This window comes from Candidatus Kuenenia sp., from assembly GCF_027493735.1.
GTDB classification, from domain to species: domain Bacteria; phylum Planctomycetota; class Brocadiia; order Brocadiales; family Brocadiaceae; genus Kuenenia; species Kuenenia stuttgartiensis_A.
Genome location: NZ_JAOSKF010000018.1, coordinates 574,826 through 597,088, shown reverse-complemented (window position 1 = coordinate 597,088; position 22,263 = coordinate 574,826). Strand labels below are relative to the sequence as shown.

At 39.6% G+C, this 22,263-nt stretch carries 22 protein-coding genes and 1 tRNA gene; 10 read left to right on the top strand and 13 right to left on the bottom strand.

The features are described from left to right. Window positions 1–6 precede the first annotated feature (6 nt). Together M5U24_RS11195 and M5U24_RS11190 are read left to right on the top strand one after the other, a co-directional pair. Window positions 7–681: an ATP-dependent Clp protease proteolytic subunit gene (locus M5U24_RS11195; protein ID WP_295103459.1), complete on the top strand. Its 675-nt coding sequence runs from the start codon at window positions 7–9 to the stop codon at window positions 679–681. Between the two features lie 80 nt (window positions 682–761). Next, a complete protein-coding gene (locus tag M5U24_RS11190; protein ID WP_298202447.1) occupies window positions 762–1,100 on the top strand; it encodes a helix-hairpin-helix domain-containing protein in 339 nt (112 codons plus the stop codon). A 559-nt stretch (window positions 1,101–1,659) separates the two neighbouring features. On the opposite strand, the gene M5U24_RS11185 is transcribed toward M5U24_RS11190, so the two are convergent. Then, entirely contained in the window at window positions 1,660–1,878 is a 219-nt protein-coding gene (locus M5U24_RS11185; protein ID WP_169703153.1) for a hypothetical protein, read from the bottom strand. Between the two features lie 485 nt (window positions 1,879–2,363). Between M5U24_RS11185 and M5U24_RS11180 the strand changes: the two genes are divergently transcribed. After that, a complete protein-coding gene (locus M5U24_RS11180) occupies window positions 2,364–2,534 on the top strand; it encodes a hypothetical protein (RefSeq protein ID WP_298202446.1) in 171 nt (56 codons plus the stop codon). Window positions 2,535–3,117: 583 nt separating this feature from the next. On the opposite strand, the gene M5U24_RS11175 is transcribed toward M5U24_RS11180, so the two are convergent. The 3 genes from M5U24_RS11175 to M5U24_RS11165 all read right to left on the bottom strand — a co-directional run bounded on the left by M5U24_RS11175 (window position 3,118) and on the right by M5U24_RS11165 (window position 5,883). After that, complete coding sequence (locus M5U24_RS11175; protein WP_298202444.1) at window positions 3,118–4,842, bottom strand: FAD-binding protein; 1,725 nt, start codon at window positions 4,840–4,842, stop codon at window positions 3,118–3,120. 99 nt (window positions 4,843–4,941) lie between these two features. Next, window positions 4,942–5,316, bottom strand: a complete 375-nt coding sequence (gene sdhC / locus M5U24_RS11170; protein WP_099325513.1) for a succinate dehydrogenase, cytochrome b556 subunit — start codon at window positions 5,314–5,316, stop codon at window positions 4,942–4,944. A 192-nt stretch (window positions 5,317–5,508) separates the two neighbouring features. After that, complete coding sequence (locus M5U24_RS11165; RefSeq protein ID WP_099325514.1) at window positions 5,509–5,883, bottom strand: hypothetical protein; 375 nt, start codon at window positions 5,881–5,883, stop codon at window positions 5,509–5,511. 279 nt (window positions 5,884–6,162) lie between these two features. On the opposite strand from M5U24_RS11165, the gene M5U24_RS11160 reads away from it, so the two are divergent. Next, on the top strand, window positions 6,163–6,333 hold the full coding sequence (locus tag M5U24_RS11160; RefSeq protein WP_298202442.1) for a hypothetical protein: 171 nt from the start codon (window positions 6,163–6,165) through the stop codon (window positions 6,331–6,333). Between the two features lie 84 nt (window positions 6,334–6,417). Here the strand turns inward: M5U24_RS11160 and murC are convergent, their stop codons facing one another. Then, on the bottom strand, window positions 6,418–7,833 hold the full coding sequence (murC, locus tag M5U24_RS11155) for a UDP-N-acetylmuramate--L-alanine ligase (RefSeq protein WP_298202440.1): 1,416 nt from the start codon (window positions 7,831–7,833) through the stop codon (window positions 6,418–6,420). A gap of 357 nt (window positions 7,834–8,190) precedes the next feature. Between murC and speD the strand changes: the two genes are divergently transcribed. Next, window positions 8,191–8,580 carry an adenosylmethionine decarboxylase gene (gene speD / locus M5U24_RS11150; protein ID WP_099325516.1) on the top strand — a complete coding sequence of 130 codons (390 nt, stop codon included), beginning with the start codon at window positions 8,191–8,193 and terminating at the stop codon, window positions 8,578–8,580. Window positions 8,581–8,612: 32 nt separating this feature from the next. Beyond that, window positions 8,613–9,554 (top strand): polyamine aminopropyltransferase, encoded by a 942-nt coding sequence (gene speE / locus M5U24_RS11145; protein WP_099325517.1) that lies wholly within the window; start codon window positions 8,613–8,615, stop codon window positions 9,552–9,554. Here the strand turns inward: speE and M5U24_RS11140 are convergent. Then, on the bottom strand, window positions 9,517–10,008 hold the full coding sequence (locus M5U24_RS11140; protein ID WP_099327044.1) for a methylated-DNA--[protein]-cysteine S-methyltransferase: 492 nt from the start codon (window positions 10,006–10,008) through the stop codon (window positions 9,517–9,519). The two genes, speE and M5U24_RS11140, sit on opposite strands and share 38 nt — an antisense overlap. Window positions 10,009–10,054: 46 nt before the next feature. After that, on the bottom strand, window positions 10,055–10,816 hold the full coding sequence (locus M5U24_RS11135; RefSeq protein ID WP_164995587.1) for a hypothetical protein: 762 nt from the start codon (window positions 10,814–10,816) through the stop codon (window positions 10,055–10,057). A gap of 343 nt (window positions 10,817–11,159) precedes the next feature. On the opposite strand from M5U24_RS11135, the gene M5U24_RS11130 reads away from it, so the two are divergent. Together M5U24_RS11130 and M5U24_RS11125 are read left to right on the top strand one after the other, a co-directional pair. Further along, window positions 11,160–11,235 (top strand) — tRNA-Ala (locus M5U24_RS11130). Window positions 11,236–11,268: 33 nt separating this feature from the next. Continuing rightward, window positions 11,269–11,457, top strand: a complete 189-nt coding sequence (locus M5U24_RS11125; protein WP_099325519.1) for a hypothetical protein — start codon at window positions 11,269–11,271, stop codon at window positions 11,455–11,457. A gap of 157 nt (window positions 11,458–11,614) precedes the next feature. On the opposite strand, the gene M5U24_RS11120 is transcribed toward M5U24_RS11125, so the two are convergent. Further along, the gene (locus M5U24_RS11120) at window positions 11,615–12,385 is read right to left on the bottom strand and encodes a class I SAM-dependent methyltransferase (protein WP_099325520.1); all 771 of its coding nucleotides are present in this window, start codon (window positions 12,383–12,385) and stop codon (window positions 11,615–11,617) included. 1,199 nt (window positions 12,386–13,584) lie between these two features. Here M5U24_RS11120 and M5U24_RS11115 point away from each other — a divergent pair. Both M5U24_RS11115 and M5U24_RS11110 read left to right on the top strand, forming a co-directional pair. Next, on the top strand, window positions 13,585–15,333 hold the full coding sequence (locus M5U24_RS11115) for a hydrazine dehydrogenase (protein WP_298202439.1): 1,749 nt from the start codon (window positions 13,585–13,587) through the stop codon (window positions 15,331–15,333). Between the two features lie 177 nt (window positions 15,334–15,510). Further along, window positions 15,511–16,722 (top strand): tetratricopeptide repeat protein, encoded by a 1,212-nt coding sequence (locus M5U24_RS11110; protein ID WP_099325522.1) that lies wholly within the window; start codon window positions 15,511–15,513, stop codon window positions 16,720–16,722. 14 nt (window positions 16,723–16,736) lie between these two features. On the opposite strand, the gene M5U24_RS11105 is transcribed toward M5U24_RS11110, so the two are convergent. The 5 genes from M5U24_RS11105 to M5U24_RS11085 all read right to left on the bottom strand — a co-directional run bounded on the left by M5U24_RS11105 (window position 16,737) and on the right by M5U24_RS11085 (window position 22,239). Beyond that, complete coding sequence (locus tag M5U24_RS11105; RefSeq protein ID WP_099325523.1) at window positions 16,737–17,786, bottom strand: adenosine deaminase; 1,050 nt, start codon at window positions 17,784–17,786, stop codon at window positions 16,737–16,739. Window positions 17,787–18,006: 220 nt separating this feature from the next. After that, window positions 18,007–19,266, bottom strand: coding sequence for a glycosyltransferase (locus M5U24_RS11100; protein WP_099325524.1), 1,260 nt, complete (start codon window positions 19,264–19,266; stop codon window positions 18,007–18,009). A 114-nt stretch (window positions 19,267–19,380) separates the two neighbouring features. Further along, the gene (locus tag M5U24_RS11095) at window positions 19,381–20,598 is read right to left on the bottom strand and encodes a glycosyl transferase (RefSeq protein ID WP_099325525.1); all 1,218 of its coding nucleotides are present in this window, start codon (window positions 20,596–20,598) and stop codon (window positions 19,381–19,383) included. A 13-nt stretch (window positions 20,599–20,611) separates the two neighbouring features. Next, window positions 20,612–21,421, bottom strand: coding sequence for an HAD-IIB family hydrolase (locus M5U24_RS11090; RefSeq protein ID WP_099325526.1), 810 nt, complete (start codon window positions 21,419–21,421; stop codon window positions 20,612–20,614). After that, window positions 21,418–22,239, bottom strand: coding sequence for a sugar ABC transporter permease (locus tag M5U24_RS11085; RefSeq protein ID WP_230405708.1), 822 nt, complete (start codon window positions 22,237–22,239; stop codon window positions 21,418–21,420). The genes M5U24_RS11090 and M5U24_RS11085 overlap by 4 nt, the downstream gene beginning before the upstream one ends. Window positions 22,240–22,263: the final 24 nt, after the last annotated feature.

Genomic DNA, 22,263 nt, shown 5'->3' with positions numbered 1-22,263 from the left:
GTTTTTGTGTATAAAGATTATTTGTCGCGTTTAGAAAATGGTGCGTTTCCGGATGTTTCTCCACAAATGAAACAAGGGGCGCTTTTTGTTCCGTATGTTGTGGAAAAAACGGGGCATGGAGAAAGACATTATGATATTTTCTCGCGGTTACTTAAAGATCGTATAATTTTTATCGGATCAGCCATTGAAGATACGTTAACAAATTTAGTTATAGCACAGATACTCTTTCTTCAGAATGAAAACAAAAATCAGGATATTAATATTTATATTAACTCGCCCGGAGGATCCATAACTGCTGGTTTAGCTATCTACGACACGATGCAATTTGTACAATGCGATGTTGCCACTTTCTGTATTGGGCAGGCATACAGCATGGCTGCTATTCTCCTTGCAGGTGGCACAAAAAACAAAAGATTTGGTCTCCCCCATACACGTATCATGTTGCACCAACCTTGGGGAGGAATGCGGGGTACTGCGACTGACATTAGCATCCAGGCGGAAGAAATTCTGAAAATGAAAAAGTGTTTAAACGAAATCCTTGTAAAACATACAGGACAGCCTTTGGAACGTATAGAGGCAGATGTTGACCGCGACTTTTACATGTCATCACATGATGCAAAAGAATATGGTTTGATTGATGAAGTAATTGAATCGCTACGAGATAAGAAGGAGAAGGAATAAGTATTTTGCAATGCAGAAATATTTTGACAAAACACAAGTATAGATCGTGACTTTTATTTTTAAGTTTTTTTAAAGGAGGAATGTTGATGCATAGAGTGCAAAAACGCGTAATGGTTGTTTTGTTAATGTTTGCAGTAGCCTTTATCGTAGGTCAGGGTAACGTTAGTTTTGCAAAGGCGAAGCTGCAAGGGCATGTAAATATTAATACGGCAACTGAGGCGCAATTGGCAATGTTGCCGGGCATTGGTGAAAAACTGGCAAAAGAAATAGTTGCGTATAGAACAAAAATAGGACCTTTCAAAACAACTGGAGATATTATAAAAGTAAAAGGACTAAAAGATAAAAAGTTTGAAAAATTTAAAGATTTTATAATTTTGGAAGGTGAAACAACGATAGAAGAGATAAAAGAAAAGAAGTGATCACCTTTTAAAGAATAAATACAATACGAATCTTAGATAGTAAAAAAAGAAGGGACGTCCAAAACAGGCGTCCCTTTTTTGTTTTACGGTGTAAGGTTGTTGTAATTAACAAATAGTTGTGACTATTCAGCGTAATCTATTAAACTACCGGAGCACAACTCGTTCTCAAACCTTGTACTGAACATAGTGAAGTATCTGATTGGGTACGTAATGGCAATGGAAACTTCATTCGTTGGTTCAGGTTTGTAACCTGAACCAAACGTTTTATCCCTTCAATCCAATCTTCTATCAGCAGAACAAATGACAAATAAATTCCAAATTCCAACCAGTCATCATGTTGCATTTGCAACACCCGGAAACGATGAAAATGGTCTTATAACCATATCATATTGTGGTACATATACTTGAGCTATTTTTTGTAGTCTTACTTTCAGAACTCCTGATCTGGTGGAATTTAATTTGATACCAAATTAAACACAAGACGCAAATTTGTGACTGGCAAGACGCGTGTATCTCCCGCCCCAGTCTCCACGTTCCAGCGGAGGGAGTAAAAACAGGGTCATGCCATTTTCCATCCAGCAATGGGGATGCCTTCTATTGAATCCTTACCTATCTCACTGTAATTAATAAGCTTAGCTACTTTTTGATAAAAAAGGCACTTCAGGAGTTCTGACTTTTGAGTCGGAAACATCTGGCATTTCAGTTTCTGTACCGGTTCAAATGTATAGAGCCATCCAAAAGATATCGGCTTGTTATTGCAAGGGACTCGGCTTGTCATTGCGAGGGTTTTTTCCGAAGCAATCAGTATACTTACTAAGAGATATTTCGTGACGTAAGAAACGCCATATCGCGGGAGAAGCAAATTAAGGGTGGCTCAAGAGCTTAAAAATAGAATTAATTAATGGAATTAATGCGGGATGGAAGGATCTCTATGAAGGTTTATGAGATTGCTTCGGAAAAGACCCTCGCAATGACAAAGCGGATACCCTCGTAAAGACAAGCTGATGCCCTTTTAATGACAAAATAAATCACCAGTCATCATGTTTCATTTACAACACCCGGAAACGATGAAAATGGTTTTATAACCATATCGTGTTGTAGTATCTGTGCTTAAACTATTTTTTGTAGTCTTACTTTTGAGTCGGAAACATCTGGCATTTCCGTTTCTGTACCGGTTCAAATTTATAGGGCCATCCAAAGGGCCTCAGCTTGTCATTGCATGTTATTTCAAGGTCTCGGCCTGTCATTGCAGGGGGTCTCCGCTTGTCATTGCGAGGGTCTTTTCTGAAGCAATCAGTATACTACGAGATATTTCGTGACGTAAGAAACGTCATATCCCGGGAGAAGCAAATTAAGGGTGGCTCAAGGGCTAAAAAAATAGAATTAATTAATGGAATGAATGCAGGATGGAAGGATCTCTATAAAGGTTTATGAGATTGCTTCGGAAAAGACCCTCGCAATGACAAAACGGATACCCTCGCAATGACAAGCTGATGCCCTTGTAATGACAAAATAAGTCACCTCATCATGTTGCATTTGCAATACCCAGAAACGATGAAAATGGTTTTATAACCATATCATATTGTGGTACCTGTGTTGGGATTTGGGCATTGGAATTTTACCGCAGTACATGGCCCCATTATACACATAAACTCATAGGCTCAGGCTGCAAGCCAATGTCATTAAGTTAAGCAACCTGCCTGAAGAGCCTAAAAAACAATGTAGCCCCTTTAGAGGCAGTCTGTTTGTAGCACAATAAAATTCAACAGGTAAATAGCTCCGTAGGAGCGGCCTGTATATGATTGACAGGAAGACCGGCCGCTCCTACGGAGCTTATCGGTAATACGTTTTTTTAAAAAACCAAAGTGTTACAATAATTCTTAACTTAATGACATTGGGTTGCAACCTGAACCCGCCGGGAGTCGTGTAATGTTTACGCTGAATAGTTACAAATAGTTTACAGAAGCGCTTTCTATGCTGATTATATCAATGTGTGTTTTTGGATCGCATGCGTGCCTTAATACTGCCTCTTTTTTGGTACAAATGGTCCTATATTTACCGGAGCATAATCAAGCCTGACTCCCTCTTCTGTAAAATAGGACAACGTATGTTTTAGCCAGTTTGTATCGTCTCTTCCGGGAAAATCCGTGCGAAAATGAGCTCCGCGGCTTTCTTCCCGTGCCAATGCGCCCATTAGGCATGCTTCCGCTACATCTAAATTCCCCTTTAGTTCCAATGCCCAAACCAACCCTAAATTTACCCGCGATCCCGTATAATCTAATTTAATTTGTCGATACCTTTCCTGTAATGCTTTTATTTCACATACTGCTGCCCGCAAGTCAGGGGCATTGCGAAAAATTCCCACCTTAGCATCCATTATTTTATTTAGTTCATTTTTAATTGTTACCGGTTTTTCGGCGCCTGTCGATTTACCAATCTTGTCGATGTTTCGTTTTGTTAGCTTTAAGACATCATTGAGGCGATTTTCACTTTTTTGCCTCTCTGAATTTTGCACGTATTTAGCGGCATTCCCTCCTGCGATTGCGCCAAACACAATAGTATCCAACAGAGAATTTCCACCCAATCTGTTAGCTCCATGGACACTGATGCAGGCGCTTTCTCCCGCAGCGTACAATCCCTTTATTTTCGTTTCACATTCGATATTGCAGTCAATCCCTCCCATAGTATAATGCTGACCCGGTTTAATTGGTATAAGGGAATCAACAGGATCTATACCGATAAATTCCATGCATATATCTCTTATGCCGGGTAATCTCTGTAAAATTTTCTCTCTTCCCAAATGTCTTAAATCCAAAAACACATAACTATCATCATAGCCATACCCCGCCATAATTTCTCTTACGATATTTCTTGCAATAATGTCCCTGGGCGCGATTTCCATATCTTTTCGGGAATCATCATATTTTTCAAGAAATCGCTCGCCTTTATTATTCAGCAAAAATCCACCTTCTCCACGACACCCTTCTGTGATTAAAATATTTTTCCCCAAAGTAGTTGTGGGATGAAATTGAATGAACTCCATGTCTTTCAATGGCACGCCAGCCCAATACGGGATTGCCATGCCCAGCCCTGTATTAATCAAAGCATTTGTTGTATTGCCATATATCCTTCCAGACCCTCCCGTTGCAAAAATTACTGCTCCGGCCTGTAACGCCTCAATCTCCCCGCTAATGATATCCATCACAATCACACCGACACAAACGCCTTCTTCGATTACCAGGTCTGTAACCAGCCATTCATCATACATCACCATTTCTTCCCGTTCTGATGCATGTTTCAATTGAATGATTTGTTGATACAGGGTATGTAACAATGCATGTCCTGTCTTGTCTGAGGCATAGCAAGCCCTCGGGAATCCTGCTCCGCCAAAAGGCCTTTGTGCGATCCGCCCCTCCGCTGTCCTGCTGAAAGGACATCCCCAATGCTCCAACTCATAAATACGATCTGCCGCATCTTTTGTCATCCGTATTACTGCATCCTGGTCCGCCAGATAATCACTCCCCTTTACGGTGTCAAATGCATGTTTTTCCCAGGTGTCATAAATCCCGCGGAAATGGTTTCCCAAAGGGGCGTTTATTCCCCCTTGTGCTGCGATAGAATGAGATCGCAGTGGATGTACCTTGGAAATTATTGCGATCTTAACGTTGTGGCGATTTACTTCAATGGCCGCCCTTAAGCCTGCTAATCCCCCGCCGACAACAATAACTTCATATCGTTTCATGGCAACCCCCCGCCCCAAAAAGGTGCGGCAATACTGTATTTAATTTCCCGCAACAATGTAGTTTTTTGAAAAGAAACATCTAATGCATTCATTATGTATTTACAGGACTACTGAATAAAAACCAATAACTGCTATTATAAAGAGAATGAAGATGGCAAGTCTCAGCATTTGTTTCTGGCTGCGGGTAAACCCGCAAAAATCCATAATGGTAATCCTTATTCCATTAAGCAGGTGAAATGCTATTGTTAAAAGTAAAATATATTGAAAAATATAGCCAAAATCTGTGTCGAACTTACTAATTGTGTAATCATACGCATCTTTACCGCGAAAGACTGCGCTTAGTGTCCATATGTGGAGAAATAAAAACAGTGTCAGCAATATGCCTGAAATACGATGTGCCCAAAAGGCAGCCATGCCAATGTTTTTATTTCTCCAAAGATCATAAAGGGTTTCTTTTAATTTTTGTGTAATCATCAACAAAACTCAAAAAACAGTGCAAATGCTACATGTCACGGTAATTCCAAGTATTTGCATTATTGGTTAATTACCCTGAGCTGGCATAGCCAGAGACAAACAAGACAAGCACGAAAACAGTCCTCAATCTGCAATCTGCCGACTGCAGAAGTGACCCTTAATATTTTGTCAAAAGATGCAAAGAAATTACTGCTAAGGTACTAATCCCTCAGCTTTTATTTTAGCAAACCAAATAAGTATATACACTCCTGTGCCAAATAAAACCATTCCCATAAACCATAAGGCTTGTTTGAATAGACCACCAGACCTCCTTTTAAAGTTGTAATCTGCAAAAATCCCCCAGATTCCATTCAAACCATGGAAGATTACCAATGCAAGCAAACAAATGTTAAAGGCAATCCACCCAGGAGAACAAAAGCGATTGACAATCTCATCATAGTAGCGGGAAGTATAACGACTCGGACTAAAATGAAATAAAAAGAAATGCACCGATATGCCCAATACCAGCAACAAGGCAGTGACCCTTTGTAAAAACCATGATAAAAAGCCCTTATTTTCCGTATTCATTTAAACTAATATTCCTGATAAAACAAAAGGTATGTAATTTTTCTTAAACGAAGAATAAGTCGTATTTATATACACAGTTTAAAAAGTAACGTTTTATAAACACGGATAAACGAGATGAGCTTATGACATAACCATTGTATTATTGGATGGTTAACTACATTCTCTTGCCAAAGAATCATATGTGTGCCTTATTTGGCATGTACGTTGCGCATTTAACAAATTAAACAATACTACAAAAACCATGCTTTAATTTTATAGAATATACCGGAGTCATCCATTATGAAAAACAGAATATTACGTTTTGCAAGTGAGGGGAGTTTTAGAGAAGTTTCAGTTAAGTTAAATCCATCAATTCAAAAAGATTTGGAATATGTAGTTAATTCTTTACATATTTTTGCCTTGCTAAAAAAAACGCCCACTCATCATAATCGAAACACACTTAATCTTTGAGGTACAAATTAATTTTGTATAGTAGATATTGGGCAGATAAACGTTAGCCTTGCACTAAAATATTTTCCTTCAAAAAGATACTTTTCAGCAATACGGCATACTTTTCTGAAGTGTATGCAAGATCTCGTGACAGAAGTCGGTCAAGGTGTTATCCCTTGCGCCCATTACCAATATACAGTCCCCCTTTTCTACTGTTCTTACTATCTCCGGTATAATATCCCCTCTTTTTTCTACAAAGAATGCATTTCTGCCGCTTTTCCCTATTTCACGGATAAGGTCTGCAGAGGAAATCTCTTTGCTGACAGAACCGCCAATATAATAGATTTCAGGCATAAAAAGTATATCTTCAGGGGAAAGTGATTGTATAAATGCATTTATCAGTTCCTCTCTCATAAAACGAGCGGGAAAGAATCCATGTGGCTGAAAAACTGCAATTACCCTGTTCCCTCCAATTTTTACTGCGCGTATTGCCGCTGCGATTTTTTCAGGATTATGGGCGAAATCGTCTATCACTTTTATGCCATTGTATTCCCCGATATTATCCATCCGCCGCTGTACGCCTTTATACTCATACAATGCGTCGGCAATTTCATTATCCTTTATGTTCATATGCCTTGCTACGGAAATTGCAGCCAATGCATTTGATACGTTATGAATTCCAGGCAGTTTTAATTCAAATGATTGTCCATTAATGTCAAATGTCGAGAGGCATGGTCTGTTTATTATGTTGGAAGCATAAATGTCTGCGGATTTTCTTAAGCCAAACGTTATGGTATTCTTGTGTCTGAAAGGTATTTTTTTTAGTTCCGGACAATCATCATTAATAATAAGCAAATCCCGGGTATTTTGAGAAAATGTTTCAAACAATTTTGAGATGCTTTCAATCGGTTTATGGTCTTTTGACATATTTGTAATGATGGAGATTTTTGGTGTGTAATTGACGATACTCCCGTCGCTTTCATCCGCCTCAATAGCAACAATATCAGAATCGCCTACCTTTGCATTGCCAGGAAAGTCAGGAGTAAGATAATTTTTAATACACCCGCCCACGATTATTGTGGGAGACATTCCCGCATGGTCGAGCACATAGCCCACCATACTGCTGACGGTGGTTTTACCGTTTGTTCCTCCAACGGCAATTCCAAATTTAGTATTAAACATTTCAGCAAGAATGTTCGAGCGTGTTGTAATTTTTTTATTGAGGGAAAGCGCCTTCTTAATATCCGGATTTTGCTCCTCTATTGCGGAAGAAACAATTACAACATCCGTTGTCTCTTTAATGCCTGAACCATCCTGGGGGGTCAGGTTGATGCCAAGGGAAGAGAGTTTTGAAAATATATTACCTGCAATTTGATTATCAAAATTCCTGTCAGAGCCGCTGACATGGTGTCCCATTTCTTTCAATACCTGTGCTATAGCACTCATTCCAATGCCGCCAATACCAACTAAGTGGTAGTAGCAAGGATTTTCGATAGGATTTTTCTTTAATGGATGTTTCATGGGCGCATTAGAATATATCTTGCAATGTTTTGATAGTCAAAATATTTATTTTGTAAAGAGGTCTTTTTGCTTTATATTCGTTTCTTGACAACGGAAATGTATCCATTTAAAATAGAACTTTTTACAGATTTTCCTGCATTTCACTTAACGCTTAAACATTGTCTAATCGGGGTGTATCCTGACATAGTTGATGATAAAATGGGGAAAACAGGATAGCAAAAGTACAAATAATTTATACCAAAACCAAAGAGCCTTTTCCTGAAAATACCGTTTTTGTAAACTATTTTTAAAAGCCGTTTATGCAAACAATAAACCACCATGCCTGCAAAAATCATACAGGGAAAGGAGATGTGACCGTTGGCTCTATTGGGGAAACATATTATTCTGGAAATGAAGGGTTGCTGCAGAGACATTATTAACAATGTCTCCTCAGTGAAAAACATCCTTGAAAAGGCAACCGAGATTTCGAATGCAACATTGGTCGACGTGATATGCCATCATTTTAGCCCTTATGGTATTACCGGAGTTGCTATTCTGGCTGAATCACACATATCAATTCACACATGGCCGGAGCACGAATATGCAGCGGTGGATATTTTTTTGTGCGGGAGCACTATGAATCCTCATAACGCGGCCTCGTACATTTCACAAGCATTTCATGCAAAAGAAACCTTTACTATGGAATTAAGAAGAGGCGATTTTCTTCTCCATGAAGCCGAAAACAGTTTGCCGTCAATATACCCTTGATCAATATCAATCTTTATTACAAAAATAACCCCATGGAAAAATTACCCTTAAACTGGATAGATGATTATTTCAGCGACTATGAACTTCACAAACTGGCATTCAAAAACATTGTGTACGAGGCAGAATCAAAACATCAAAAAATAATTGTTGTTGATACTTATAGCTTTGGCAAATGCCTTATACTTGACAATGAATTCCAGTCGGCTGAGTCAGATGAGTATGTGTATCATGAATCCCTGGTGCAACCTTCCCTTATAATGCATCCGGAGGCGCAAAGCGTCCTTATTATTGGCGGAGGCGAGGGCGCAACCCTGAGAGAAACGCTTCGCCATAAATCGGTAAAAAAGGCGGTAATGGTTGACATCAATGACGAGGTAATCTCGTGTGCGAAAAAAAGCCTCCCCTCATTTCATGAAGGGGCTTTTGATGATGAACGAACCTCGCTTGTTATTGAAGACGGGAGGAAATATCTGGAGAATACAGATCAACAGTTTGATGTTATTATTATTGATGTAAATGACCCTGTTGGCGGCAGCCCTTCTGCCATGCTTTTTACGAGGGAATTTTATCAGATCGCCGCAGGCAGGCTAAAGAAGGACGGCATTGTTGTTGTTCAGTCCGGCGCGGTTTCTGTTACGGATAATGACCTGTTTTCCGGTATATTCCATACGCTAAACGATGTATTCCCGCACGTATTTCCATACACCACCTACATACCGTCGTATGCATGTCTGTGGGGTTTTACCATAGCAACGCACAATCTGGGGGATTTAGACATCACCGGAGAAGAAATCGATTTCAGAATCGGGAATCGGGTTAATTCAGCATTGCGCTATTATGACAGCATTACCCATCATTCGCTTTTCAACTTGCCAAAATATTTGCGTGAAGAGTTAAAGAAAAGCAAACACATCATACGTGACAATGCACCTCTCATTAAACAATACCCCGGCGTTTCATCGGAAAAGATTTAGCGCCTTGTTCCATTTCCAGCAACCATTGCTTGACGTGAATCCCCGTTGCATATCCCGTTAATTTGCCATTTACCCCTATAACCCTGTGGCAGGGAATGACGGGCGGCAAAGGGTTTTTATTGTTTGCCATCCCTACTGCCCGCGCTGCCTTAGGATTACCAATCTGTTCTGCCACCCATTTATAGGAACGGCATTCACCGTAAGGGATTTCCCGCAGTTTGTCCCATACCTTCCTCTGGAAAAGAGTTCCGATGCTTAAATCAAGCGAAAAATCAAATACAACCTTTTTCCCTTCAAAATATTTTTTTAAAACAGCGATTTCGTGTTTCAGGAAAGCATCATTTTCGTGAAGTCTTGTATAGATTGCACATTGGTCATGGAGGGGCAAATCATCCCCTGAGGTGAGCGGAAATGCTATTCTGCAGATACCTTTTTTTGTTTTTGCTATGTACACATATCCAAGGGGGGTGGGGAATGTGCTAAAATGAATCTCTTTATAATTATTTGTTCGACCCTTTTTGTCCAAACGTCAACCGGTACCCTTTTATAAATCCCATAATGATTAAAGTAAAAAAAAGTAGTGTCGCAAGTACGGAAATGGAGAGCGTGGTTATTGTCCACAGCTCTTTTATAAAATAACTCCACCATGAATTTTTTAGCAAAGATACACCAAATTTTTCAAGAAAGAAGAGTATAGCAAAAAGGATGGCGAATCCGGGTATCAGATATTTAAAATCCTGTTTATGCGGGGACATTGATACGGTAAATACAATAATAGCAAAAAGGAACAGTACATGCCGCACTTCTTCTATATGAAACTGGCTGCGAAAAGAATGAAAAGTAATCCATACCGAATCAAGCAAATACCGGATTAAATTGAAAAGTCCATTAAATGAAAGAGGAATTTTTTCGGGAAATGCATTGTTTACGCGAATGGGATTGGACAGAATACCTGATATTAATAAGATGGAAAACGCACAGCCAAAAAGAGGCGCAGAGGTGATAATAAAGTCGAAAACAAAGGGGACCTTTGGTTTATCATACTTTATCCCAGTGTTATCCGTTCGAAACAAATTAAGTTCGCTGATGGTGGTTCCCGTAATAAGACATAAAAGAGCATGGCTAAGTTCGTGAACAATAGCTCCGGGCAGGAGAAATCCTTTAAGAAGCTTGTTGTTGATATATTTCACCCATAGCTCATTCGTGGCAAAACTGAGGAATAGTACCAAAATAATGCCTATTGCAAGTGAGAAATATATCATAGTGCACTTTTAAGAAGCCGTTTTACACGATAAGGATAACAATGCCAGTCAAAAATCATGATCTTCAACAGCATTCTTCACACCTTGCTCTACATTGTCATCTCACGGCTTTTCACAAACTTACCGACGTTGATAGTGGGCACAGGTGAATTTCGATATTATTTGCGGCATAGAGTATCAGAGCTTTTGTTCTATGTCAATCCAAAAAAGAAATCAATATAAGTAACTGAGGTGAAAAAATGTATAATGTTTAAAATTATCAAAAAAATAGTGAAATTGAATCAAGAGATTGTTATATTGAGAAAAAAATATACCTTCTTTTAAGCTGTATTGAAATAGGGGCGGGGGCATAGCTCAGTTGGGAGAGCGTCTCGTTCGCAATGAGAAGGTCAGGGGTTCGAATCCCCTTGTCTCCACCATTTTATATAATCATCACTACAAGGAGCGATTGCATGAAAATTTCTATTGAAAGCCCGTCAAGAATAAAGATGACTCCGGAAACGGAACATGAAAAAGAGAGCCTTGAGGCGTTGTGGAAGATTCTTATACGATGTGAAAAAGAGAGCAAGACTCTTTGCCCTATCGGTGAATACATCCCCTCAAAGAATGATGGCGCCAATTTTGTCATACAGGAACACTAATTGGTTCTAAAGCAGGTGAGGTTTTTAAAACATCGCTTGTTTTATAGCCGGTTTAAATTATTTCATCTCTCGTTTCCATTTTAGCCATCAAGGGCAGAGGTCACAACGAGGCATGAAAGTAGTCCTGATTGTGATTAATACCGTATTCCCAGTGGTTTCAAGTTTTTTTTGTAACATAATAAATCCATGCGCTATGGTTATCGCTATCGCCAGGATGTAATGTATTGCCAAAGATATCGTACATTTCCACCGTTTCTAGTCCAATATCTTTGTTTTGTAATAGTTGATTATTTTTATTTATATAGTAAGTTAATAAAGCATAACTATGTGCCTTATCATTAATAATTGCGTATGTTTCGTTAAACTGTTCCCGCCTTTTATTTTTTAAAAAATTAATCACTGAGCTAAAATATTTTGCAAAGAGTTTTGCCTGAACGTATGGGCAGGGTGCAAAAGACATCCTGGGAAAGGAATTTTCAAGGCGGTAATTTCTATTATGAGAAGAAAACACAAATACCCCATCTTTTTTTAGTATTCTATGAATTTCCTTTAAGGTTTTTAGCCGGTTATTATTGCCCATAGAATCTAATCCATTATATGAAAATAATACAAAATCAAACGTGTCATCCTCAAAAATTTTCATATTTCTGACGTCATGATGGAGAAAAGTTGTATTGGCGAATTTTTCCTTGCAGAGTGCTATCATATCAAGAGAAAAATCCATCCCAATGTAATGCTTGCTTAATTTCGCCAGCGGTAAAGTTGTCCTTCCGGCGCCACATCCGATATCAAGTACCTGTCTGTCGGCAATATATTCCTTGTATTTTATAAAAATCATTACTTCGGCTATTTGCAATGCTGTAAGGGCATACTCTAGCACCGTGCGTTTCTTTTCATAACATCTCTTGTTTATAGCTTCGTAAGGCATTTTTCCCCTTTCAAAGAATCCTTTTCGTATCCTCTCAAAATTTCATCGTATTAAGATAGATATCGTTTTAAGATAGATATAGATAAGATATAGATTATAGATAAAGAATCCCTGATTTTTATAAAAAGTGACAAAAAATTAAGTTGAGAAACGAAAGACAGCAAGTTGTTTTCTTATCATAAATCAGGATAACGATAAAGCAAAAATCTATTTCTGTTATCATTACTGCTTGCTGCTTTCGCATCACTTATCATCAGGCTCTTTCGCGCATTTCTCCAACTCTTGGAAACATGTCAATGTGGATTTTACCCTCCCATGTGGCGAAGTGCATCGGCTTAATTTCCTGCTAAAGCAGATTTTATTATTTCCCCCCCCATGCGGCAGCATGGAGCTTGCACATGGAATGATTTTTCAAAAAATTAAAATGGTACATGGTTTTTAAATTTTAACGAATGAAGAATATATCGATATGACCGACTTCCGCCGGACAATGACCATATATAGACATGGTTTAACATGTTGCTGTCGCATTGTTTATTATACTTGCATTGCTATAAGATAGATATCCGGTGACCGTTTCGCGTCTATCTCCGTAAGTGATATTAATTTAAGAAAACCCGTATGCTGTTGTTCACCAATAGGTTATAAACTAATAAACATAAAAATAAAGACGGCATAGATGTTGCTTGCCTTTTGTTCAATCTTTTGCAATAGGTTGTTGCAAAAATTATGGGCAATTTTCAAATGGCCCTGGAATTCAGTCATCATTAAATTCAAAAAAAGAAAAATTTTGAGGCCTTGCCTCAGAAATAGTTGTTGTCAGCGCGTAATTGTGCAAATTGACAATCATAATTTTCACAAGGTAAAGCAGGGTGTTTAGGCTATATTCTGATGTGCAGGCACTATCAATTATTTTTGCAATCAGACATCCGTCGGCAAAATTCAAAGAGTAAAAATTATTCGCTTTTTGTATTGACTTGAAAAGCAGATTAAGTATAATAATCTGTCCGAAAAAAACGATGGTAAGGAAGTTCAGTCTACAGTTAATTTTAGAGATAGCGTTTAACAGTTTAGGTTTAGTGTTTCGGAAAGGGGGTGGTTTGAGGGGTTCCAAGGTGGTGAAGTATGTTTATTGTTCCGCAATCAAACGTGATTGTGGTATGAGAGAAATGCGAGAAAGGAGGAAGATAAAAAGTATCATGCGTAAATTTTTGAAAGTTACATTGGCATCAGCGTTGATTGGTTGTGGCGTTATAGGTACTGTTTCAAGCCTTATGGTGAAAGAAGCCAAGGCTGTAGAAATTATCACTCACTGGGTACCACACGAAGTTTATGGTATGCCTGGGGAGCCTGATAATAGTGGTAAGGTATTTTTCTCTGGTTTGAAAGCAAAATATATGGGTTACCCAAAAGATGCACAGAGGTCACCATACCCGGGAAAATACAGCAAGTTTTGGAAGACATTGCCTGCGTACCGTTATTACATCCCGGATTATATGTACAACAGGGATGAGGTAAGGCCTTCAAACCCGATTAAGGGCACATTTAAGCTGGAGCAGTGTGTTGCTTGTCACTCAGTTATGACTCCCGGCATTGTAAGGGATTATAATAAGAGTGCTCATTCAAAGGCAGAGCCGGCACCAACTGGTTGTGATACCTGCCACGGCAACAACCATCAGAAGTTAACTATGCCTTCATCAAAGGCTTGCGGGACAGCAGAATGTCACGAAACGCAGTACAATGAGCAAGGGCAGGGAGGAATTGGTTCCCACGCATCTTGTTCCAGTTTCGCTCAGGTTGAGTGTGCATGGTCAATTGAAAGGCCACCCGGAGATACAGCGGGTTGTACTTTCTGCCATACCAGCCCTGAAGAAAGGTGCAGCACTTGCCACCAGAGGCATCAGTTTGATCCGGCAGTTGCAAGACGCTCCGAGCAATGCAAGACCTGTCACTGGGGTAAAGATCACAGGGATTGGGAAGCTTATGATATAGGTCTTCATGGTACGGTATATCAGGTTAACAAGTGGGATACGGAACAGTTTGACTTCTCAAAGAAGCTTTCTGATGCTGATTACGTTGGTCCTACCTGCCAGTACTGTCATATGAGGGGCGGGCATCATAACGTGCAGAGAGCAAGTATCGTATATACCAGTATGGGTATGTCGATGGCTGATCGTGGTGCACCACTCTGGAAGGAAAAGAGAGACCGTTGGGTATCTATCTGTGACGACTGTCATTCACCAAGATTCGCCCGCGAGAATTTGCAGGCGATGGACGAGTCTGTTAAAGACGCTAGTTTGAAGTATCGTGAAACATTCAAGGTAGCGGAAGATCTTCTTATTGACGGTGTACTAGACCCCATGCCAAAGGATCTTTGTCCTGATTGGTCAGGTCAGCACATCTGGAGTTTGAAGATTGGCGCGTACCATGATGGAGAAGCTTACGGTGGTAAGACTGGCGAATCCGGAGAGTTTAGAATGTCAAACGTTACTGATGTGGAGAGGCTTTGTTTTGAAAGTGTTGGTTACTTCCAGACATACATTTACAAGGGCATGGCGCACGGCTCCTGGAATGATGCTACCTACTCAGACGGTTCATTCGGTATGGATCGTTGGTTGGTCAACGTAAAGCAGAATGCTTCACGTGCAAGAAGGCTTGCTGCTTTGGAAAAGAAGGTTGGTATTTCATGGCAGCCTGAGCAGTTCTGGAAAACAGGCGAATGGCTGGATCAGTTGACCGGGCCATATATCGTAAAGAATCACCCTGGCAAGACGATCTTCGATCTTTGTCCAGATCCAGGCTGGTTAGACACACATCATGCACCTGCTGAAGAGGTTGAGTACATTGAGAGAAAACTCAAGGAACTCGGCATTACCGCTGGTTCACACAGTGCGCATCATCATGAATCTGGCCATGATCCAGCTGCAAGATCCATGAAAGAGCATTAATAACGTAACTTTTTTCATTAGTATAAAAGATGTTTATGAAAGGAAGCTGTGCAGTAATGCACAGCTTCCTTTTTTATTATAAATGAGTTGAAATACAAGAAATTTTACCTATACTTTCGTATACTTAAACATAAGCGACAAATATTCTACTTTTTATTTTCGTTGGAGATTCCGGCAATGAAGTTAAAGTTTTTTTACCTGTTACTATTACTCTCTATGGTTTGTATCTCATTTGCATGTGGCAAACGGGAGAAACATATTGAGCGAGCAAACACTTTGGCAAAGGAAAATAAATTAGAAGAAGCACTTAGTGAATATACGAAAGCTATTGAGTCGGATAAGTCTTCCGAAATAGCATACTATGGCAGAGGTGATGTTTACTTTAAGCTGGGGAAATTAGAAGATGCTGCTAAGGATTTTCGAAGTGCTATTGATATAAAACCGGGCTTTATTGAGGCGCACAAAAAACTAGCAGAAACTTTTGATAAAATAGGCGCACCGCCAGATGAATTCCAAAAAAGAATTATTGCAATTGAAAATGAACCTGATAATCCGTTAACGCATGTGGAACTGGGCCTTTTTTTACATAAATTAGAACAAGATATCGATGCCATAGAAAATTATAAACATGCGCTGTCACTTGATCCAAATAACCCGTATATAATGTTTAACCTCGGCGTTGGTTATTTGGATATGGGCTTATATGAAGATGCAGAAAAAATATTTAGCGATGCCACTAAAATCGACGAGAATTATGATAACGCCCATTATAATCTTGCGATTGCATTGCATAGGCAGGGTAAAATTGATGAGGCGATAAAAGAGCTAAATACCACTCTTGAAATCAATCCAAAATATTCCAACGTTTATGTTGTATTTGGTTTAATGAGTTTAAGAGAGAAAAAATTTGAAGAAGCCCTCGTCCATTATAATAAAGCGATGGAAATAAACCCGGAAAACATAGAAGCCCGGTATCAGAGGGCAATTGTCTATGCATTACAACAGCGGTACGACGAGGCCTTGGAAGAAAACAGGGAAGTATTGAGAAGAAATCCGAAACATGCTAATGCCGCATACAATATCGGTACGATTTATCATAGAATGGATCGGATGGACAAGGCAATGGAATGGTATGATAAGATTACAAAGAAAATCGACCCTCTTTATGAAGACGCCTATTACAACAGGGCGCAAATTTATAGTATGCAAGGGGATCACAGTAAGGCATATAGCGACTATATGTCTTATTCTATGATTACAAAATGGAGAACGGGGAAAGACCCTGCTGTCGTTTATAATCAGGATGAAATAAAAGAATTATTCACGACTGCCGTACCTGCTTTGCAAGAAGAAGTGCGTGATCAAAAATTAGAATTGAAAACGAATTAAATAGACATCATCTGTTATCGTTCAAATGCATAATTGAACGATTCTTCAGTTAAGTGTGGTTGGTGTTTCAGCATAAAACAGTCGAGTTCTTTTAATAATGTCATCTTCTCTTTTGCAGTCTGGAATGTTGCCTGAAAGGAATTCCTGGCGAGCCGGTAAATATCGTTATGATCTAAACGCAAAGCTTCCTGGACAGCAAGGAGGTTTTCATTTATGTATCCGCCAAAATAAGCGGGGTCGTCAGAATTGATGGTGACATGCAGCCCCATATCAAGCATCTTTTTTAAAGGATGCATCTTCAAAGAATCAAATATATGTAATTTTATATTAGATAAGGGGCACACCGTCAAAGGGATGCTCTCTGCCTTTAACAGAGCCACTAATTGCATATCTTGTATGCAGGCAGTTCCATGGTCAATACGCAATGCTTTCAAATAATGTAAAGCCTGCCAGATGTATTCAGAAGGGCCTTCTTCTCCTGCATGCGCAACCGTGAGAAATCCTTCCTGCCTGGCTCTTGCAAAAACAGAAGCAAATTTTTTGGGAGGATACCCAACCTCGTATGAATCCAGGCCAACGCCAATAATCCATTCTCTATAGGGCAAAGATAACAACAGTGCTTCCATTGCAGACGCTACACTCATACAGCGTTGAAAACACATTATTAACCTCGCAGAAATACCAAGTTTCTTTTCTCCATCCATCATGGCTCCTAAAATACCTATAAATACGGACTCAAACGATATACCTCTTGTTATGTGCGCTTGCGGGTCAAAAAACATTTCTGTATGCCGTATATGTTGTGAGGATGCTTTTTTCAGATAGTTCCATGTTATTTCATAGAAATCCTGTTCGGTTAATAGCACCTGGATACCGCTGTAATATATCTCCAAAAAAGACGAGAGGTCTTCAAATGTATATGCCCTTCGCACATCTTCTACCGATTTATACGGGAGTTTTATTTTGTTCCTCTCTGCAATGGCAACCATAAGTTGGGGTTCTAATGTGCCCTCTATATGAACATGAAGCTCCGCCTTTGGCATACCGCAAATAAATTCATTCATACGTTTTCGAATTAACTCTCCACTATGAGGGAAAGAATCTTTTTTCCCCAATATTTAGTAAATAAAAATGTATGCCTTTTTCGAGTCCTTATCGAAAAAGGTGATGCTTTAAATGCAGACGTAATTATTGCAAGAAACAGCGTATTACAAGACATTGACAAAAATTTACTACTGTTTTGGTGTCGTGTGTAGTCAACAAAAACAGGAGCTATTCCAATACCTATTCCTTTTTATATTTTTCTATCAAATAAGGTTTTTGTTTTTCAAACTCCATTGCCTGTAATTCTATGATGTCTTCTGCTTCTGTGGAATCCATTTCCTTCACTTCACGGCAATATGATGCTGTTCGTCCGAAATAGAGGGGCGTTAACATGTCAACAAGCCGCCTTCTGTTCCTTTGCCAGTGGTTATACGTAAAGGCAAAGTCGCACAATATCCTTGCCCAAAGGTCTGAAGGGAAATGTATCTCTCCGGTTTTGTTGAAATCTATTGAAATATCATATAAACGGTTAAAATTCTCAGCATCAAGTATCTGTTCATAAAAGGGTTCAAATTGTTCAAACCCATCGCTGAATTCTGCCAGTAATTTTGTAAAATTAACCGATACAGGCTCAACCTTTGCCGCCTCGCCGGTAATTCCAACGGTTTCTATATCCACAGTCTTTTCCGCTTGTTTCCACTTTGATTCATATTTACTCATCAGATAATATAAAGTACTGATAACCTGCTGAAACATGGGGCCAAGATCCGCCGCCGGGTCTTTTGCATTATGAACCTTTGTTCCCAAATGCGCCTGCACGATTTTAAACCCTTCATTAAGGGCAGTAGTAGTCATCCAGACGTCTATTCCGAAACGGGCAACATCTGACTCCCACACATCCTCGTTTACATAATATGCCGCCAGGTCGCCGCAAAATCCAAAATCTCCGCCAATGGGCTGCCGGATTTTTGCGCCATATAAAGCACGGGTAAGCGGATAAACAATGTTGTTTGTAATGGTGCCATCATATTTATGGCGAAGATATAAAGGGGCAACAAAACCTGCCTGTTTGTTTATAATGGGGTCAGCAAGCATCTTAATCCATTCCGGTGTAATGCTCCTCAAATCAGCATCAACAACAACGATGGCGTCTGCCTTCAATAATTGGGCAACCTCGAAAATTGCCCGGAATGCCGTTCCCTTTCCAGGAGTACCCCGGTAAATCGTTACGCGGCGCTCAATGCCGTCAGGAATGGTTGCGGAGTAAGCCTTTTCTCGTGTATCGTCAAGGGAACCACCATCGGAAACAAATACAGCGCATTTTTTATCGGGGTAATATTTTTTTAAACCTTCAGCGGATACTGCCACAACATGCGAAATGGTGTCTTCACAATTATAGCAAGGAATGCCGACAATTATATCCACCTCCTGCATTTTACTTATCCACATGTGTACATTTTGACGAACGGCTGATGAGTACTTCTTTTTTAAATTGATCATGAAAATCCCCCCCTTCTTTTTGTTTATCCCCGGTTAATTATAAAATTACTCTGTATCGATGCACAATCTTTACCCTACTCCATATGTCCGAAAATGTAAGGTATATTTTTCAGATTAACGCGTTTTTGTATTATCAGCTTCTACTGCAGCAATTAATTTATTAAAGAAATCGGGGATTGCAGAAATAATCCTGTTCCAATTTGGAATAAAAGGTATCCCCGATGGGTCATTTAGAAATTGTTCTCCTGCTATGCCAATACTTTTGACGAATGCGTCAACGGCATTCATTTCCTGATGACGGTCAAAAACAAGCCCGTTAATTGCAGAGTCGTGGTTGTATTTTTCAATGAATTCATGACCTGCCCTTTGGTATGTAGCCCTCAGCGTTCTGAAGCATTCACCTGAAAAAACAACACCCATACTAGCCAGATTTTTGTAAATGGACTTAGCGATGTCAATGCTCATTTTGGTAAGCCCGGTGGTTGGGTCTTCGTCAGATAACGGTTGATGTTTGTGTTCATACGTTTCACACAAATCAACCTGGCAAATCCTTCTCATCGAACAATTTCTGTAAACTTCAGCCAAAACACCCACCTCCAGTCCCCAATCTCCCGGTATTCTGTTAATACGTGCAAGGTCGGTTGCCATTGAAAATTCTCCTGCAAGCGGATAACGAAAGCTGTCGAGGTATTCGAGGAAATCGTTATTGCCTATTATTTTTTTCAACGACCTGATGAAAGGAGTCACAAATAACCTTGTGACACGGCCGTGCATCCGATCGGTAATACGGTGATAGTATCCTTTGCAGAATTCAAAATCCAAATTGGGATTTACCACAGGATAGCATAATCGTGCCAAAAGTTCACGGCTATAGTTTGTAATGTCGCAATCATGCAAGGCAATTACTTTTGATTTTTCTGTCGCCAGCACATATCCATAAGCGAGCCATGCTGACCGTCCCTTTCCGTCAATGCCCGCAGATATCTTCTCGTCCGTTAAAAGCTTATACAGATTTTGAATATTTTCTCCGTCATTCCAGATTAATTTTGTTTCCTGAGGGAGAACCGAAAAAAATCGTTTTGCTTCGGCAAATTCGCTTTCATTAAACCGACCAAGCGTCACAACAACCTGGCTTATATACTTTACCTCCTTAATCTGTTCAACGATTCCCCGTAAAGCAGTTCCTTTCAGTTCAACGGGCGTCGCCGGCAAAACAAGCGCAACAGGCCGTGAATAGGCATATTTTTCAATGCCATGCTCTATCTTTTCTATTGTGGTGGTGTCAAACCTGTGAATTGTGGTAATCTCACCATTTTGAAAAAAATCTCCCATGTTTTTCCTCTTTTTATAGGTCTTCGAATATCCTTAATATCTCCCTATTCCAACCTGCCGGGCCAATTCCATCGGCATAAACAAGATTTGGAAGCTGAATCCTTTTATCATAATCTCCCGTTTTTTTCCGGACAATAACGGGAACATCTACCGCGGCTAACATAGGCAGATCTATATGGCTGTCGCCAATGCCAATTGTGCGTATTTGATCATGATAATGATCGCAATACATATTGATTAGCATTCTTACTGCTTTCCCTTTGTCGGTATTTAAGCTAAAAATGTGATGAAAACGTCCTCCTTCCATAAAATTAAAACCCAAAGCATTAAATATTTTTTTGATTTTGTTAATATTTTCATGACCACTTTCTATAAAAATTGGTTCAGAATAAAGACGCTGTTTCGCTCGTATCGCGGAAGAAATATCGATTCCCGTAATAGCCGAAATTTTCCCGGGCGTTAAATCGGAAAAACCTGTTATGGCAATACCGCAAGATTCCCTTATCTTGTGTAATGCAGCTACAATTTCCTTATAGGGGGTTCCAAGCCTGACTATGCTATAGTTCCCGTTTTTTTTATCAATGACAGATTTGAAATATCCGTCCGGTATAATAATAGCACCGCCATTTTCAGGGATAAAAGGGTCTTTATTGTCCAGTTTTTCACGATATACCTCAATCTCGGCCTGTGTTTTACTCGTACAGATTACTACAGGAATGTTACGCGCACGAACCAACGCCAGGGCCTCTTTTGCCTTTTCGAAGGAATAGGTGGTATGGTCTAACAACGTTCCGTCCAGATCAGTTATTATGATATACTTCATGGTTGATTTGTCTCCGTCTTTCCAAAAGACTTTTTCATGTAAAAATAGCTGAACCCTGCGACCAGAAGCAAAATAAATACAGAAGCTGCAGCTCCCTGTCCGAAATCGCCTTTATAAAAGAAAAGTCTGTAAGAATATACCGATAACGTTTCAGTAGCTCCTCCTGGCCCGCCGCCTGTCAAAACATAAACAAGATCAAATATCCTTAAGGTGTCAATTGCACGGAACAAAACGGCCACCCCCAATATGGGTAGTATTAATGGAAGCGTTATGTATCTGAAAGACTGCCAACTGTTTGCCCCATCAATTATGGAAGCCTTGTATATTTCACGCGGTATGGCAGAAAGGCCCGCCCATACAATTATAGCTACAAACGGAGACGTCTTCCAGACATCTGCCATCACCAGGGATAAAAAAGCGACAAATGAATTTCCGAGCCAATTAATTCTGCCAATTTCAATAATTCCTAAAAGATAATTCAAAATGCCAAGGTTGTAATCCAGCATCCATTGCCACATTCTGGCCGTTACTACAGTCGGTATTATCCAGGGTATTAATATAAAAATTCTCAAAAACCCTTTTTTTTCAGAAATAAGATTGAGCATAAGCCCAAAACATAAACCTACTATTGCCTCAAGAGATATCGAAACAAAGGTGAAAAGAAGGGTAAAAAAAAGAGCATGCCAAAAGCGTGAATACGATACTAAAACTTTGTAATTATGAAAACCATTAAATGTTTCGTCAGGCAGTATTGTTTTTGAGTTTTTGAAAGAAAGCACAAGCGTATCAATGAACGGGAATAGACTAAACAGCGCCACTAATACTAATCCTGGGATTAAGCA